This is a genomic window from Cupriavidus sp. BIS7, from assembly GCF_000292345.1.
In the GTDB taxonomy this organism is placed as follows: Bacteria; Pseudomonadota; Gammaproteobacteria; order Burkholderiales; family Burkholderiaceae; genus Cupriavidus.
In genome coordinates this window covers 1-15486 of record NZ_ALOU01000033.1, presented here as the reverse complement: position 1 = coordinate 15486, position 15486 = coordinate 1, and the positions used below count along the sequence as shown (strand labels likewise).

Annotated in this window: 15 protein-coding genes and 1 pseudogene; all 16 read right to left on the bottom strand. The window is 62.6% G+C overall.

All coding sequences use genetic code 11. The features are described 5' to 3' along the window. Window positions 1-25 precede the first annotated feature (25 nt). A complete protein-coding gene (locus tag B552_RS0112250; RefSeq protein ID WP_019449313.1) occupies window positions 26-1048 on the bottom strand; it encodes an alcohol dehydrogenase catalytic domain-containing protein in 1023 nt (340 codons plus the stop codon). After that, window positions 1045-2001, bottom strand: coding sequence for a fumarylacetoacetate hydrolase family protein (locus B552_RS0112245; protein WP_019449312.1), 957 nt, complete (start codon window positions 1999-2001; stop codon window positions 1045-1047). Before B552_RS0112245 ends, B552_RS0112250 begins: the two co-directional genes overlap by 4 nt. A 47-nt stretch (window positions 2002-2048) precedes the next feature. After that, window positions 2049-3191 (bottom strand): VOC family protein, encoded by a 1143-nt coding sequence (locus B552_RS0112240; protein ID WP_019449311.1) that lies wholly within the window; start codon window positions 3189-3191, stop codon window positions 2049-2051. A gap of 691 nt (window positions 3192-3882) precedes the next feature. Continuing rightward, window positions 3883-4233, bottom strand: coding sequence for an ABC-type transport auxiliary lipoprotein family protein (locus tag B552_RS27455; RefSeq protein WP_348599760.1), 351 nt, complete (start codon window positions 4231-4233; stop codon window positions 3883-3885). Window positions 4234-4349: 116 nt separating this feature from the next. Next, window positions 4350-4847 carry a YbhB/YbcL family Raf kinase inhibitor-like protein gene (locus B552_RS0112230; RefSeq protein WP_019449309.1) on the bottom strand — a complete coding sequence of 166 codons (498 nt, stop codon included), beginning with the start codon at window positions 4845-4847 and terminating at the stop codon, window positions 4350-4352. 160 nt (window positions 4848-5007) lie between these two features. Then, window positions 5008-5349: pseudogene (locus B552_RS0112225) on the bottom strand (tripartite tricarboxylate transporter substrate-binding protein); the annotation flags it as partial. 56 nt (window positions 5350-5405) lie between these two features. Continuing rightward, on the bottom strand, window positions 5406-6167 hold the full coding sequence (locus B552_RS0112220) for a cupin domain-containing protein (RefSeq protein WP_019449307.1): 762 nt from the start codon (window positions 6165-6167) through the stop codon (window positions 5406-5408). A 38-nt stretch (window positions 6168-6205) separates the two neighbouring features. Beyond that, window positions 6206-7027: a GntR family transcriptional regulator gene (locus B552_RS0112215; protein ID WP_019449306.1), complete on the bottom strand. Its 822-nt coding sequence runs from the start codon at window positions 7025-7027 to the stop codon at window positions 6206-6208. Further along, window positions 7024-8814, bottom strand: coding sequence for an acyclic terpene utilization AtuA family protein (locus B552_RS0112210; RefSeq protein ID WP_019449305.1), 1791 nt, complete (start codon window positions 8812-8814; stop codon window positions 7024-7026). The genes B552_RS0112215 and B552_RS0112210 overlap by 4 nt, the downstream gene beginning before the upstream one ends. A gap of 10 nt (window positions 8815-8824) precedes the next feature. Further along, the gene (locus tag B552_RS0112205; protein ID WP_019449304.1) at window positions 8825-9592 is read right to left on the bottom strand and encodes an enoyl-CoA hydratase/isomerase family protein; all 768 of its coding nucleotides are present in this window, start codon (window positions 9590-9592) and stop codon (window positions 8825-8827) included. After that, window positions 9585-10838, bottom strand: coding sequence for a CoA transferase (locus B552_RS0112200; RefSeq protein WP_019449303.1), 1254 nt, complete (start codon window positions 10836-10838; stop codon window positions 9585-9587). The genes B552_RS0112205 and B552_RS0112200 overlap by 8 nt, the downstream gene beginning before the upstream one ends. Window positions 10839-10932: 94 nt before the next feature. After that, complete coding sequence (locus tag B552_RS0112195; protein ID WP_193352183.1) at window positions 10933-12000, bottom strand: SMP-30/gluconolactonase/LRE family protein; 1068 nt, start codon at window positions 11998-12000, stop codon at window positions 10933-10935. Window positions 12001-12174: 174 nt separating this feature from the next. Beyond that, on the bottom strand, window positions 12175-12723 hold the full coding sequence (locus tag B552_RS0112185; RefSeq protein ID WP_019449300.1) for a 2,4'-dihydroxyacetophenone dioxygenase family protein: 549 nt from the start codon (window positions 12721-12723) through the stop codon (window positions 12175-12177). Window positions 12724-12992: 269 nt separating this feature from the next. Beyond that, on the bottom strand, window positions 12993-13817 hold the full coding sequence (locus B552_RS0112180) for a GntR family transcriptional regulator (RefSeq protein WP_019449299.1): 825 nt from the start codon (window positions 13815-13817) through the stop codon (window positions 12993-12995). Between the two features lie 71 nt (window positions 13818-13888). After that, window positions 13889-14491 (bottom strand): ABC-type transport auxiliary lipoprotein family protein, encoded by a 603-nt coding sequence (locus B552_RS0112175; RefSeq protein WP_019449298.1) that lies wholly within the window; start codon window positions 14489-14491, stop codon window positions 13889-13891. After that, on the bottom strand, window positions 14488-15486 hold a 999-nt coding region (locus tag B552_RS0112170), incomplete at its 5' end, for an MlaD family protein (RefSeq protein ID WP_019449297.1). The genes B552_RS0112170 and B552_RS0112175, both read right to left, overlap by 4 nt.

Below are 15486 nucleotides of genomic sequence, written 5' to 3'. Positions count from 1 at the left end.
CTCCATGTTTAGTCTTGTTTTCTTGTCAAAGTTGTCCGGGCAGCAGGACGGCCCGCCCGAGCCGCCGCTCTTTGACGTGCAGGTACGCTTGTTCGGCCCGCGCGAGCGCAAAGGTCTTCACCGAGGGCGGCGTCAGCGCGGCAGCGCAGTGGGGCAGCGACCGCAAGGCCGAGGCATTCGGGCGGAATACCGTCCACCCATAGCGCGCACTTTTCGGCTTCATGCGGCGTTGGTCACGCTTGTCAATCAGCGTGGCCACGCCTCCCGCCAGCAGGCCCAGTCGATCGAAATTGCTGAGCAGCGGATGGACTGTGGTTGCGTGGCCGACTGCATCGGGTGCGAGCAATCGCAGCAGAGCTGTTTCATCCTCCCAATTGGCAAAATTCAAGGTGGCGGCGAAATGCCGCGGCAGAGTCGCCAGTGGTTGACGGTGTCGATCGACCAACTCCGCGGCCCCTCCGGCCCGGCAAGCCTCAAGTCCTTGGCTTCCACCAACGGCGGTAACTGTCGCGCCCATTCCGTGCAGCAATCGAACAGCAACTTGGCCCAGGCCACCTGTCGCGCCGTGGACGAGTACATGTCGCCCCTTTACGGCATCGTGGGAGATGCCGGCGTCGGCGAACGCGCGCGCGACGGTCAGGAAGTTGTAAGGCAGCGTCGCGAGGGCAGCGGTCGGGACGTTCGGTGGGCTGAGGCAGACGTGCTCCGCGCGCACAGTCACATGAGTGGCGTGCGTGCCATCGTTAGACGGTGGCTTGGCGCCGAACACTGCATCGCCTTCGCGCAACCCGGTCACCCCACGCCCCACCGCGCATACCGTCCCGGCAAAATCATTGCCGAGCACGAGGGGCATGCGTGCTGCGCCCATCAGCGAGAAAAGCGTCCTGCCGTAGCCATCGCGGCGGCGCACGTCGATGGGATTGACCGCTGCAGCCTCCACTCGTACTACGATCTCGCCGGGACGAGGCTCTGGGCAGGGTGCCGGGCGCAACCACAGTGCGAAGGCATCGCCGAAGCCATTGACGGTGGTGAGAATGGCGGTACTCATGCCGCTACCACATGGTTGCGCTGCTCGCCGAGGTCAATGGCGCCATCATCGGTCCGGATTGACGCGGTCACGATGTCGCCCGGCTGCAGGTAAGCCGGGTTCGACAGACCCTTCTTGATGAAAGCACGCCATTTCGCGGTCTCGGAAAGAACGTGCCGGGACACCCACATCGCCAGCTTGCCCGGCGCCCGAGCGGCGCAGCCGGCCGGCGTGCCAGTGGCAATCAGGTCGCCGGGTTGGAGGTCGTGCAGGACGGACAGCTCTGTGAGCGTCTGGTGTGGCTTGAATATCATGTCGCCGCAATAGGCTTCCTGGCGAGGCTGCCCGTTGACATGCAGTCGCATGTGGAGCTCGGGCCAGCGCTGCCATTCTTCGGCGTTCAGCAGTACCAGGTAAGGGCCCACCGGGCCAAAGCTGCGGTAGCTCTTGCCCTTGTAGAACTGCGCCTGCGGCAGCTGGATGTCGCGGGCGGAAATGTCGTTGACAATGGTTACGCCGGCGAGGAACTCGTGCAGTTGGTCCGGCGCGACGCTGACCGCAGCGGTCAGCGGCTTGCGCATCACGAGGCCCAGTTCGATTTCATAGTCGAGCAGGCGCACATGCGCTGGCCGCACCACGTCGGCGTCGGCAGGCGCAAGGCATGACGGAGCCTTGGTAAACAGCGTGTTGAAGCCGATCTTGTCCGGGTCCATGCCGGACTCGCGCACATGGCTGGCGTAGTTGATGCCCTGACACAGGAACTGGCGATCGGGAGTGATCGTTGGCAAAAGGCTGACACCATCGAGCGGCAGCGTGGCTTGATCTGGCGTGCTGCGCCACGCGGCTTCGAGGCCGTTCGCAACGAAGTCGGCGGTGCTGGCGGCGCTGCACGACAGGGGCGCGACGCGACGGTCGTGGACCACGCCCCAGCGGGGCTCGTCGCCGTGGAAATATCGGACTACCTTGACGGCCATTTGCTCTCCTTGAGATCTGAAATTCGTACGGGTTCGGGAGCCCAGGCCTAGAGCCAGGGCCTCGCCTGGGTCATCGCGCGTCCGAGCAGCTTCAGCCGCGCCATGGACAACCGGCCGAGACGCAGCAGCCGAGCGACCCGAAAGACTGTGGTGAGATCGCGCTTGACACCCATGCTGGCGGGCACGTCGTCGCCCCATGCCCAGATCCCGGACATTTCCAGGGGCACGTAGTGGGTTTCATGGTCAGCGGTGAAGACATCGCCGTCGGTGTAGTGCTCGAACTCCATGCCGTCGGGATCGAACCAGTAATCAAACAACTGGCTGCCTAGCACGTGGCGGCCAATGCCCCACATATGGCGGTGGCCATTCGCGCGCATTACGTTCTGGCCCTGACCGAGCGCATCAAGGTCAAGGACTTCGTATGCGCTGTGCTCGTACTTCTCCTCGATGCCACCGGCGAGAACAAAGGCGTGATGGTCCGAAGGCGTGCTGCCAAGGTCCAGGCGGAAGAAGCAGAGGTTGGGGGATCCGTCTTCCAGATACTGAACATCGGTCGGGATCAAGCCGAGATGGCGCATATACCAGCGCGCCATGCGAGGAAAGTCGATGGTCTGGAGTACCACGTGGCCGAGCTTGATCACGGCGGCGGGCTCCAGCGGAGGTCGAACGGTTGCGTTCACGCGCCGAAGCTTTCCCGGGCCGTTGGTGAGCGCATGCAACGGTTCCCGCAACGGCTGCAGGTCGACCGGCTGCTGACCGGTCACCAACCATAGAAGATTCCCGGCTGGGTCGATCAGTTCGACGCCGGCTCCACCGCCTGGAATCGTGTCGGGCGGCAGTCGACGCGCGTTGCCCGTAGCCTCAAGGCGGGCCAGATCATTCTCGCTGCTCACTGTAAAGGCCGCGCCAAGATAGCGCGAACGCCGGCCTTGCCGCACCATTAGCAAGCAGGGCTGGGCGCCGGCGCCGCGCATGAGCAGTTGACTGTCGGTGCGCGATACGCAGCGCATACCGAAATCCGTCAGGAACGTCTCTGTTGCGCACAGGTCGCGCTTCTCGAACATCAGAAAGGCAAGCGCCTGGGCCTTAACCAAGGCCTCGGGTCGTTCGATCTTTTGAACGAAGGCAGGCAGCGCGCTTTCGGGGAAAGCCGGTGGTGTGCGTAGCACGCTGCGGGGCTGGCGGGTCATGGCGTCTCCTGGAATCAGCCGGGCGTCGCCAGATATGGTGCCCGACATTTTTGTGACGTGATGATCATCATGACGTCGAATGCAATATGAAGAGAGCGAACGAAATCCTGTCTGCGTCGGCCTTTAGCGCGGGCTTCCGTTGGCAGGATTCGTATGCAGCCTTGGTGTGGCGCTTTCCCGCTCCAAGCACGTTCGGCCACGGCAACGCAGGGTGCCGTCCTGAGGTCATGCACGGTGAGTCGGTCAGGCGAAGCGTCGACCACATGCATGCCGAAATAGCGCCAGAAGCATTCAGTCGCCACCAGGTCTCTCTTTTCGCACCGAAGGAATGCCAACTCCACAGCGCTTCGGCATGGCTGAGGGCGAATCAGTCGTTGCACGGCAGGTGGCAGCCGACTCTCTGGATGGGACTCCGGCTGACGGAGTATTCCTGTTGACATGGACATGAGGTCTCCAACCGCTATGCGGTCCATTTGTCATTGTTTTGGATTGGCGTCGTGTCTGATGCCGCCGGAGAGGGGCCACGGCGCTTGCGACGTCGGCATGTGGGGCAGGCGACGTCGTTCACCGATTCAATAATAGTCGATATGTCATGATGACGGATATGTCGTTAACACCTAGACGGCGCAAAAAAGCGGGCTCGTCGCCCGCTTCATCGTGCACAATGTGCGAGGTGATTCACGTCTAGCAATCAGGGGGACTGCACACCTGCCGCGATATCCGCCGCGGTTGCGGCGAGGATCTCCCGATATGCATTCACCACGCCATCCACCTGCCCCGGTGCCGGCACTTCTTTTTCAGTGCGGCCGCTCAGAATCTTGCCGTCCGGCCGTCGCCGTATGGACCAAGTGATGGTTGCCGCGGCCTGCTTGCCCACATCGGCGTCGAGGCTTACCACTTCGGTCGTCACGCGGAACGCGGCTGCGTCGCCGATAGGCCGTGCTGGTAGGTCCACCGCATCTAGACTCGATTGCAATTGCTGCGACAGCGCATCGCGCAGTTCGTCAGACAATGGAGACGTCCAGTGCGATGGTTTCTTCACGGAGGGAGTTGATACCGTGGCGTCATGCAAGAGAGCTGCTGGAGGATACGTCCTGACGTGGGGAGCTTTTTTGGAGCACTGGCCGGCCGTTCAAACAGTCACAGCAATGCACGCACTCAGCGTTTGTAGAGGCCGGTCAGGGTGGCCGTGGCGAGGGTGTTCTGGTTGATCATGAAGCGCACCACCGCGTTGGTCGGGTTGGCCGGCAGCCCCACAAGCTTCGGTACGCCCAGCGCGTGCACGGTGAAGATGTAGCGGTGCGCGGGCAAGCCAGTGGGCGGGCAGGGTCCTCCGTAGCCAGTGGCGCCGTAGTCGTTGGCAGCCTGAGTACCGCTGGCGCCCAGGTCAGTGGCGTCGGAGGAGCCCAGGCCTGCGGCGAGCTGGTTGACGGACTTATCGATGTCGAACAGGACCCAGTGCCAGAAGCCGCTGCCGGTCGGCGCATCCGGGTCGTACAGCGTCAGCGCAAAGCTCTTGGTGCCTTCCGGTGCGCCCTGCCACTGCAGCGCGGGCGAACGGTTCTGGCCCGCGCCGTCAAAGCCATCGAACTCATGCACGAGTTGCAGCGCATCCAGATCCTTGAACTCATGCGATGTTACTGTGAAGTTGCCCATGCCATTTCCTTTCATGCGTTAGTGGTGATCTTGCATTGCTGATGACGAAGGTCATTCCGGCTCAATGCCAGCGGCTTTGATTACCTTTGCCCATTTCGCGGTCTCGCTGCGCAATCAACGACACCGGCGCATAGTCTTTGATGGGATCATAGGGTAGCTACTTGAATAGGGATGCATTGGTCGCGTGTGTTGTGTTTGTCGTGATGAGCATCGTGTAGCCATCGGCCGGTGCTGTCGCGACCGCCGTGGCAGCGATGAACCCGTTGGCACCGGGGCGGTTTTCTACGACGACGGACTGGCCGGTTTGGGCAGTGATGGTCTGCGCAATGTAGCGCGCGGTGTTGTCCGTGCCACTGCCTGCGGGAAACGGCACCACGACACGGACAATTTTGTTCGGATACTCGCTCTGGCCAGCGGCCCACACCAGTTGCGACGCCGCGCAAGCAGCCGTTAGTCCGGACAGCAGGGCGAGCATGCGTCGCCGGAGAAATCGCTGGACCATCTTGTCTCCTTCCGTTTCCTCGGGGATACTGACCAAGCTGCTTGGTCGGGCTTGCGTCAGGACAGCGAATCGTGCGCGCGAATGAGGATCAGCTCACGCGTGCCGCCGGCCGATTCGAGGCTGAACTCCGCACCTTCTGGCACGTAGACCCACTCTCCAGCCTCGGCGGCGAAGCTCTCGCCTTCAATGTGCCCGTGGATCGTGCCGCTACGCACGAAGAGCACCTGCTCGGTCTCGCCAAGTCTGTGCGACTCGGCACTGCCATCTGGATCAAGGTCTACCATGTAGATATCGAGAAATTGCGAGTCGACGGTCTGGCGAGTGATGACCGGTTTGACGAGCGCGCCAAGGTAGTGCGGCAGTCCGATCCCTTCGGTGCTGAGAGGAACGTCGCGAACTTCGGCGGCACCAGCCTGAAGGCGCAGGTCGTCCGGACCAGTCGCGATCACTGCTGCGTTCGGGTTTTCGCTGTACGGGGGTGCGTAGATCACCATCACCCGTACCGGTTCGTCACTGATGACCTCGAAGCGATGGAAGACGCCGGCGGCATTGAAGCTCCAGTCCCCAGCGCGCAAGATGCGCTGCTTGCCTGGTAGTTCGCCGAGGCCCTCGCCAGCGAGCAGTAAAGACGCCTGCTCCAGGCCTGGGTGTGCATGCGGCAAGGCGCCGTTGCCTCGCGAAATCGTGCCCAACAGCACTTCGAGCCGGCGCGCGCCGACAGTCTCCTTGCCGATGACGCGCTGGTTCGCCGTTCCTGTGTGGTTGGCCGGTGCATACGCGGGCACGTCTGCGGCCCTCCGTACAAAGCGTGATGTCATTCTGATGTCTCCTTGCTCAATGGTGAGGTCTGTCCCGCTCAGCGGCGGCTGTCCGGGATGGCCAGCGCCGGGTAGTGCTCGGTCAACTTGGCTGGCAACTCCAAATCCAGGATGAAACGATCGCCGCGATACCAGAACAGCCCTGCCAGCAGCACATTGCCGTCGATGTCCAGCGTTGACCGTACGATTTTGGCGACTGGCGCGCCGAAGCCGTAGTCGAGATCGCGTGCCAGGATGTAGTCGGCCGGCTCAACCGTCATGGTCTGCTGCATCGTGCTTAGCCGTTCACCTTCGACCTGGCGCAGCAAATGAACGAGCTTATGGTGCTTTTCGCCGCCGGGCGGGAAGCGGGCGAACACCGACGAGGCCACATACATCTCAATCAGGCAGAACGGCGTGCCGCCGTGCATATGCAGTTTGCGCACCATTACATAGCTGTCCAGCGGCGTGCCACGTGGGGCCAGCCCTGGTCGCAGCGCCAACCCCTTACGCATTTCGAGAATGCGGATTTCCAACTCGTCGCCGTGGGCAGATTCGTCATTGATGGCCGAGCGCAGCCCATCCCCCGGCGCTGAAGGCTGTTTGATGACGTGGGTGCCACGACCGCGCTGACTGCTAACTAAGCCCTCTTCCGTCAACACCGCGAAGGCCTGGCGCACAGTGACCTTGGCGATCCCATAGGTCTGCGCCAGGTCGTCAACGGTGGGCAGCTGCACGCCGACCAGGTACTCGCCCGATACGATCTTGTGCCGGATGACGCTGGCGAGCTGTCTGTATCGCGTCACGCCGCCGGTGTCATCGTCGGCCAGGGTGACGACCTCGTTGGCAGCGGGGTTGGCGTTGGACGCGCTCCGCGTCATGACAACAGCTCCCGCGGCACGCGCACCGGCATCGTGAGCAGGATCTGCGCCATGCCCTTGCCAAGGGGATCATTGCGCAGCGACGCCATGCCACCGCCGTCCAGTGCCGAGTCGCACACGAAGTTCATAGCCTCGAAGCCGGGCAGATCGTAGCGGGTCACCGGCCCCTTGACCAAGTGCCCAAGCCAGTCAGCCACACGGCTCGCCGTCACTTGGGCCCGCAGCACGGGCAAATACGCCGGCTGGCGGGCAATCAGTCCGATGTTGGAGGTATCGCCCTTGTCGCCGCTGCGGCCATAGGCAAGCAGTATCAATGGAACTTCGACGGTATCGTGTCCCGCAGGGCTCGTGCCCGTCTGTTCAACGAATGCAGGCGACGCAGGCGCGACCGGTGCTGCCGGCCCACCCAAAGGAATGGTCACGCCAGTGCGTACACCGCCTATCACTACCGTTGGGCTCAGAGCGCTCTTGTCGAGGAGGAATGCATACTGGCGGATCGATGGAGAGGGACTGGAACGCCCACTACTCGAGCCAGTTGTGCCAGGCGCCCAACTCGTTCCTGCCGTGGCGATCTCACGCGCGAACAATTCCAGCGCCGCCTTCTCCGGATGCATGACCGCCAGTCGCATCACCGCCTCGCGGGTGTGTCGGACGGCAGCATGTGGCCCAAAGCAGGACTCTGCCCCCAGCACCTCGATCAGGGTACGACTGTAGTCGCCCCAGCCGTTCTCGCCAAAAAGCTTGCGCGTGCGGGCAAGGATCGCCTCCGCCGTGCGTTCCGCTTTGGCGACGGCGTCGACGCCGACGATGGAAAGCTGCGCGTTGCAGCGAAAGCCGTCGACGTAGGTGGCACAGACCTTGTAGGCAGGGCCCGGGGCCCGCCCGCGTGCGCCGCTAACTTCCACCAGATCCGGTGCGGCCAGCCGAAGGGTGACTTGCGTGAAATCGCAGGTGACGTCAGGCAACAGGTAGTTTTTCGGGTCGCCGATCTCGTACAGCACCTGCTCGCCGACCGTAGCAGTATTGACCAGTCCCCCGGTGGCGGGGGGCTTGCCGACAACGAAGGTGCCGTCGGAACGGCACTCGACCACCGGATAGCCGATGTTGTGCCAATCCGGCACGCTTTCCCAGTCGGTATGCAAGCCGCCCGTCGCCTGGCACCCACACTCGATGATATGACCCGCCAGACTGCCTTGAGCGAGGCGGTCATAGTCGTCCGCATGCCATCCGAACTCGTGCATCAACACGCCAAGCGTCACGGCACTGTCCACGCAGCGTCCCGTGATGACGATCTGGGCTCCCTGGTCCAGCGCTTGCCTGATCGGCAACGCTCCCAGATAGGCGTTGGCGCTGACCACGTGCTCTGGCAACGGGCGGCCTTGCTGCATGTCTTGCACACCGGCTTCGCGCAACTGCGGGAGCAGGGGCATCACGTCATCGCCTTCCACCACAGCAATGCGCAACGCCAGACCCTGTTCCGCTGCCAGAGCGGCAATGGCCTGCGCACACCCGTGCGGGTTCATGCCACCGGCGTTGCTGACCACGCGGATCCCGCGTGCGGCGATCTCTCCAATCAGGGCCTTCATCGTCACCGTCACGAAATCGGTGGCGTAACCCAGTTCCGGCTTGCGCAATCGGGCAGCGGCGAGAATCGACATGGTCAGTTCGGCCAGGTAGTCGAACACCAGGTAATCGATATCGCCGTGGCGCACAAGCTGTGGCGCGCCGACGCTGCTGTCGCCCCAGAAGCCAGAAGCGCCGCCAATGCGTACCGTTTTCGCGTCCATTCCCATCTCCCTATCTACCAGTCCACATGGGCTGGCGCTTCTCGCGGAATGCCAACTGCCCTTCGCGCGCGTCGTCGGTCAGTGCAAACAGCCCTATCTGGCTTTCCGTGAATGCCATGGACTGCTCGAACGACATGGTTTCCATATGCTTGAGCGTGTACAGCCCGCGACGGATGGCGGCAGGCGATTTATTCAGCATGCGGGCCAGCAAGCGGTCCATCTCCGCGTCGAGATCGTCGCTGACGTAGTTGACCAGTCCGGCGGCCAGCGCTTCCCTCGCCGAAATCCGCTCGCCGCACAGGCATAGCTCGGTGAGCCTGCGACGTGGCAGCAGGTGCTGCAACACGCTCAGAACCTGCGCCGGGAACAGACCCACATTGACCTCCGGCAGACCAAAGAAGGCGCCTTCGCTCGCGATCGCCAGGTCGCACATCGCCATCAGCCCCATGCCACCTGCCATGCAGGCCCCGTTGACCCGTGCAATCAGCGGCACCGTTGACTGCCTGGCGCAGCGGAACAGGTCGGCCATCCCTTGGTAGGGATCCGCGTAATCGAACCGAAACGATTTTCCGGTATGCAAATCGGCGCCGGCGCAGAATGCCTGTTCGCCCGCTCCCGTAATGATCACAGCGCGAATGTCGGCATCGCGATTGGCACGCAGGATGCCGTCGCGAAGTCCCTGCAGCACCCCCTGGGTGATGGCATTGCGGCGCTCCGGCCGGTTGATGGTCAGGTAGAGTGCAGCGTCCCGGACCTCGCACAGCAGTTCATCATTCATGGGCAGTATCTCCTTCGGTTCGCTGCGCTCTTGCCCCATCCCTGGAGATGCCTGACGCGAACAGCGTATCGATAGCGTCGTCGTCGTAGCCGGCCTCACGCAGTACCTCACGGCTGTGCTCACCCAAGCTAGGCGCATGGCTGCGGCTGGCCGGTGGGGTGCCATGCCATTCGCTGGGCACGGCCATCTCCCGGATACGCCCGACGACCGGGTGGTCCGATTCGCTGAAGAAACCGACGTCCTGCAAATGGGGATCGTCCAGCAGCGACTCGAACGTGTGCATCGGGAAGACCGGAACATCGGCCTCCTTGAGCAGGGTGCGCCATTCCTCGGTGGTGCGCTTGGCCATTTCGTCGCTGACCATGGCATATAGGTCGGTGATATTGGCGGTGCGGGTGTTGAGGTTGGCGAGGCGCGGATCGGTGTCGTACAAGTCTGGCTTGCCAATGACTTTGAGGAAAGCCCGCCAATGATGATCGTGATAGATCAGGCAGCAGACATGTCCGTCCTTCGTCCGGTACGGGCGCCGCTCGGGCGAGAGCAGGCGCGGATACCCGAAGCCGCCCTTGGGCGGGACGAAGGTTTCGCCATACAGGTGGTCTCCCATCACATAGGGAACCATGGTCTCGAACATCGGGACATCGACGCGCTGGCCCTTGCCGGTGCTCGTCCGCGAATACAGGGCGGCACATATCACGCCGAAAGCATAGAGTCCCACCGAGCGATCCGCGATGGTGATCGGCAGGTATCGGGGACTGTCGCCGCTGCCCAGCGAAACGGCCAGCGGCAGGCCGGTTGCGGCCTGGATCAAATCATCGAAGGCAGCCTGGGGCGCGTAGCGTCCGCGCTGCGAAAAGCCGAACATGCCGACATAGACAAGGCGCGGATTGTTGGCCGACAGCGTTTCATAGTCCAGCCCCAGACGTTGCATGGCCTGCGGGCGCACGTTGTAGGCCAGTACGTCAGCATCTCGTACCAGGCAAAGCAGGGCCTCCCGGCCCGCGGGCGCTTTCAGGTCAAGCACGATGCTGCGCTTGTTGCGGTTCAGGCCCAGGAAGAGCGGCCCGAGCTTTTCATTGCCGCAAGGACCTATGCCGCGCGTGCTGTCTCCGCTCGGACTCTCGACCTTGATCACGTCGGCGCCAAGATCAGCCAGCATCTGGGTGGCAGAGGGCCCCATGAATACTGACGTCATATCGACGACTTTTACGCCGGCCAGCGGCCCCGTTGTCTGCTCTTTCTTCATATCCTTCTCATCTCGGTCGGTCAGTGTATGACGCTGGCCCGAGGGCCACCGTTTGCTGCCGAATCGCGACATTTGGCTTGCAACCACACGTCGATCATCGATCAAGCTCCGGCCTGGTTAGCTCTGGTATCCGCTTCTTGATCTTCGAGATGGTGTGGAGCTTCACCTGCTGCGCCCACGGGCCGTCGATGGTGCGCAGGTTCTTGCCCATGAGATGCGCCAGGCCAAGCTCGTCACTGAGCTGCGCAAGGGACGTCTCGACATCGAGCGAGAGGTTGGTGACAAGAACGTCGCCGCCGTGGAAAACGAGGCTGTTCGACCAGAGAAAACCGATGGGTGCGCCCTTGCGATCGATGCCGCCGAAGTCGCCGAGCTTGGCAATCACCTGTCCCTGCGTCGGCTCGAGCACGATTATCTCGTTGGACTGGTTGCAGGCGATCCAGAGATTGTCGTGCTCATCGATCTTCACGCCGTCGGGTCCGCCGCCGATCCGATTGACGAAGACTTCAGGCGTGCCGGGCTCGAGCGTCGAGCCGGTCACCGGTATCCTGACAATGGTGTCGTTCGACGTATTGGCGACGAACAAGGCCGTCTTCTTGTTGTTGAACGCCAGGCCATTGGCGCCGATGGTCGGCGGTATCCGCGTGGGCTTCAGCAGCGCGCTGGTGACCCATGCCGACGCTTCGCCGCCGTCGGGTCCGACCTTCCAGATGATGCCCTGGTGGGCGTCGGTCACGTAGACGTTTCCGGCGGGGTCGAACGTCAACCCGTCGAGGCCGGGGTTCTTGCCGCTGACCGTCATGAACACGGACGAGGCACCCGTCCTGGGATCGACGCTCAGGACCTTCGCGCCAAGGTAGTCGACCACGAGCAACTGGCCCGTCCGGGGATGGAAGCCGAGGTCAAGCAACAATCGGCTCGAGCCCTTGATGCTGACAGTGCGCAGGTGCTTGCCCTGTGGGTCGAACACAAGAAGTGCGCCCTCGCTCGTCCTGGGTTTTTCCACCGCCACCGTGACGACGTAGACGTTGCCCTCGCGGTCCACGGTGATCCCCTCGGGATGCGCCTCGCCCGCGGGCAAAGTGGCGAATGTTTCAACCCTGCCGCGCTCCCACGCTCCTGCGGCTAGCGGCGTCGCCAGCAACACGAGCAGAATCAGCATCGGCAAGATCTGCATCCTCTGGGATTTCATCATTCTCATGTTGCACTCGCTCAATCTCGGGATTAATGGATCGTCACTCATTGGTCTGTCGGTGTCGTACACCCTGGTCGGTAAGGAGCAGAGGAACGGCACCGCGCAGGCCGACGAGCGGCCTGCCTTGGTGTAAGTCGCTTTTTATCCCTCGATAACTTCGGCGCCGTTGCCGCGGACGTAGGGCACCGGTCCGATGCCGCGCGCCGCCGCGAGAGTCTGGATCGCGTACTGGATCGAGAGCGCGTCATTGAGCGAGTGGAACGTGCCGTCCTCGTTGAAACTCACTTGCGCGCCTTCAATCCAGGCGATGGTGATCGTGTCCTCAGTGTTGTCCTCGGGGGTGTAGAACGTGTGCACCGAGCCGCCGGGCTCGTACAGGTAGGAGCCCGCCGTCTGCGGCTGGTCGGGGTACTCGCGATACTTCCAGCAGCCCTGAATCGTCCACACCTGCGCCGTACCGGTGTGGTAGTGAATCGGCAGGGAACAACCAGGTTCCACGATGGCCATGAAGACCCACTCTCCGCGCTCCGGGTCCAGGCGCAGCGGCTTGATATGGATGCCTGGAAAGACATCCTTGATCAGCGGGATCTGCTCGATGTTGACGGTCAGGAGCTTGTCCTGCGGCAGGGCTGGCAGCGGCAGCGGGGCGCCAGTGGACGTGGTGGGCTGCGCGAGAATTTTTGCATCCATGAGTTGTCTCCTTTTGATAGAGGATGTGAAACAGTGGAAGGAAACCTTCCTTTGATGAGACAGAAGAGGCACGCCGGTGCGGCGGGGAACTCAGAGTTGCGGCGGCAACGGGCCGGAGGAATAGAAGCGTCCCGTTCCATGTGAAGCCTGGCTGGTCGCTGCCTGGCCCGCATGTCGCTGAATACGTCTAAAGTTCTAATGTTGGAATGTTAGGGGCTAAGGAAGGAGTTTGCTGCCCTCGTTTACCCTAGAGGCTGAACGAGAGGCCTTTAGCCCTGCTGGCGCTCGGTAGCTGGCCGGCGTTGGGGTTCGGTGATGGCGGGCACCGCCTTCAATGCGGACGCGGGGATATCGACTTCGGAGACGTAGCGGTCGCCCCGATACCAGGTGACGCCGGCGTACAGTACGCTACCTTTGCCATCGAGAAGACATCGCGACATCTTGGCGACGGGCGAGGCGAACGGGATGTTGAGCATGTCGCACAGAGGAAAATCCGCCGGCATCACGGTCATGCGTTGTCGCACACGTTTGCCGCGTGAGCCCAACTCATCGAGCACTGCGGCGAGAAGCTTCTTTTTCTTGGCGGTATCCTTGGGCAACGAGTCGAAGATCGAGGTCAACACATAGATCTCCGCGTAGCAAAACGGTTCGCCAGAATACGTGTGCAGCTTGCGGACACAGACGTATTCGCCGTTCGGCTGGTCGCCTGGTCCGAGCAGTTCCTGCGGCACCCTGGTGCGGCGCCGGACTTCGATTACGTCAAAGGCGAGCGCCTCAGGCGCGGCAAACGGATCGTTGATCGCCAATTCGATGTCGCCCATGGCGACGGGCACGGCCGCCACGTGAGTCCCGATGCCTCGCTGGCTACGGATTAACCCTTCTTTAGAAAGCAGCTCATATGCTTGCCGGACGGTAACAACGGCGACGCCCAGGTCAGCCGCGAGCTGCGTGATCGGGGGCAGCAGCATGCCGAGCGGATATTCGCCCTTCGCGATCCGATACCTCAGCAACGAAGCCAGCCGCTGATATTGCGAAACGCCCCGTTCAGCCGACAGCTCCGGCCGCTCAATCCCCCTGGTTCGATTGCCCGTCATTCCAATCGCCTAACATTCAGAACATTGGAGTATGCACCAGAAGAACGGGCAATGTGCGGGGGGTTTCACGTCTAGCGGTCAAGGGACCGCAAGCCAGCCGCTATGTCGGCCGCGGTTGCGGCGAGGATCTCCCGATATGCATTCACCACGCCATCCACCTGCCCCGGTGCCGGCACTTCTTTTTCAGTGCGGCCGCTCAGGACCTTGCCGTCCGGCAGTCGCCGTACGGACCAGGTGATGGTTGCCGTGGCCTGCTTGCCCACATCGGCGTCGAGGCTTACCACCTCGGTCGTCACGCGATACGCCCGCTGCGTCGCCGACAGTCCGTGCTGGTAGAAATCGACCGCATCAAGACTCGATTGCAGTTGCTGCGACAGCGCATCCCGCAGTTCATCGGGCAATGGGGACGTCCAGCGCGATGTGTCGAACACCTTGGCGCCACCGCTGGTACCGTCACGCAACACCAATTGAGGACGATTCAGGCGCTCTGGCACACGCACCGGCGTCACTTCGATCCATAGAGGGCCTCCTGTCCGGCTAGCTCGCCCGGCCGTCGAGGCGCCCGTGGGACTGGCAGCCAGCGTGTAGTAGTGCGGTTCAGGCGACGCACAGCCGTTCATCAAGGCCGTGGCCGCGACGGCCAGCGGAAACAGTATCGTCAGTGGTTTCATCATTCCGCTTCCCTTTTGCCGCGAAGAAGTGCTTCCGGGTGTCGCTCGAGATAGTCGGTGAGCGTGCGTAGCGAAGCGGCTGTTCGTGTGAGTTCCTGCATCATCCGCCGTGTATCCTGCTGCAGTGATGCGTCGGGCGCCAGCGCGCCATTGGCCGTGGCGAGCGTGCGGCGCGCATCCTGCAGCGCCGCCAGCACCTCCGGTGCCACATCGCCATTGACCTGTGCGACTAGTTTGTCCGCGTTGACGAGCATCTTGTTCATCGACACCATCGCCGTGCGCGCATCCTGCCCAATCTGGTCGAACGGGACCTTGCCGATCTTGGTCACGATGTCGCCGAGTTTCGCTTGGAGCTCGTCGAAGCCGCCCGGTGTAGTCGGAAGTTGCGGAGGCGACGCGTCCAGGTCCAGATCAGCCGGCAGAGGCGCCTTCGGAAAGAAATCAAGTGCCACATATAGCTGGCCGGTCAGCAGGTTTCCGGTGCGCAACTGCGCACGCATGCCGCGCTGGACCAGGCTATGCACAATGGCGAGTTTGCGCGTGTCGTCAGCCACGTCCTTCTCGAGTAGCCCCATGCGGGACGGATAAAGCTCCACCACCACGGGCAAGCGGAAGGCCTTCTTGTCACGTTGGTATTCGATACCGATTGAGCGCACCTGCCCAACGGTCACGCCGCGGAAATCGACCGGCGCACCTGGCGACAAGCCGCGCACCGACTGATCGAAGTTGAGCACCGCCAGCGCAGGGGCGAGCTCCTCCGGTTCCCTCATGGCTTCTGACTGGTCCGCCGCCAGCAGGAACTCGGTGTTTTCGACCGCCGCGGTGTGGGCGATGGAGTGCTCCGGAGCCTGGAAGGCTACGCCGCCAAGCATCACGGTGACCAGCGACTGCGTGGACAACTTCAGCCCGTTGGCGTCCAGCTTGAGGTCGACGCCACTGGCGTGCCAGAAGCGTGTATCAGCGGAGACGAGCTTGTCGTAGGGCTTGTCGACAAAGAC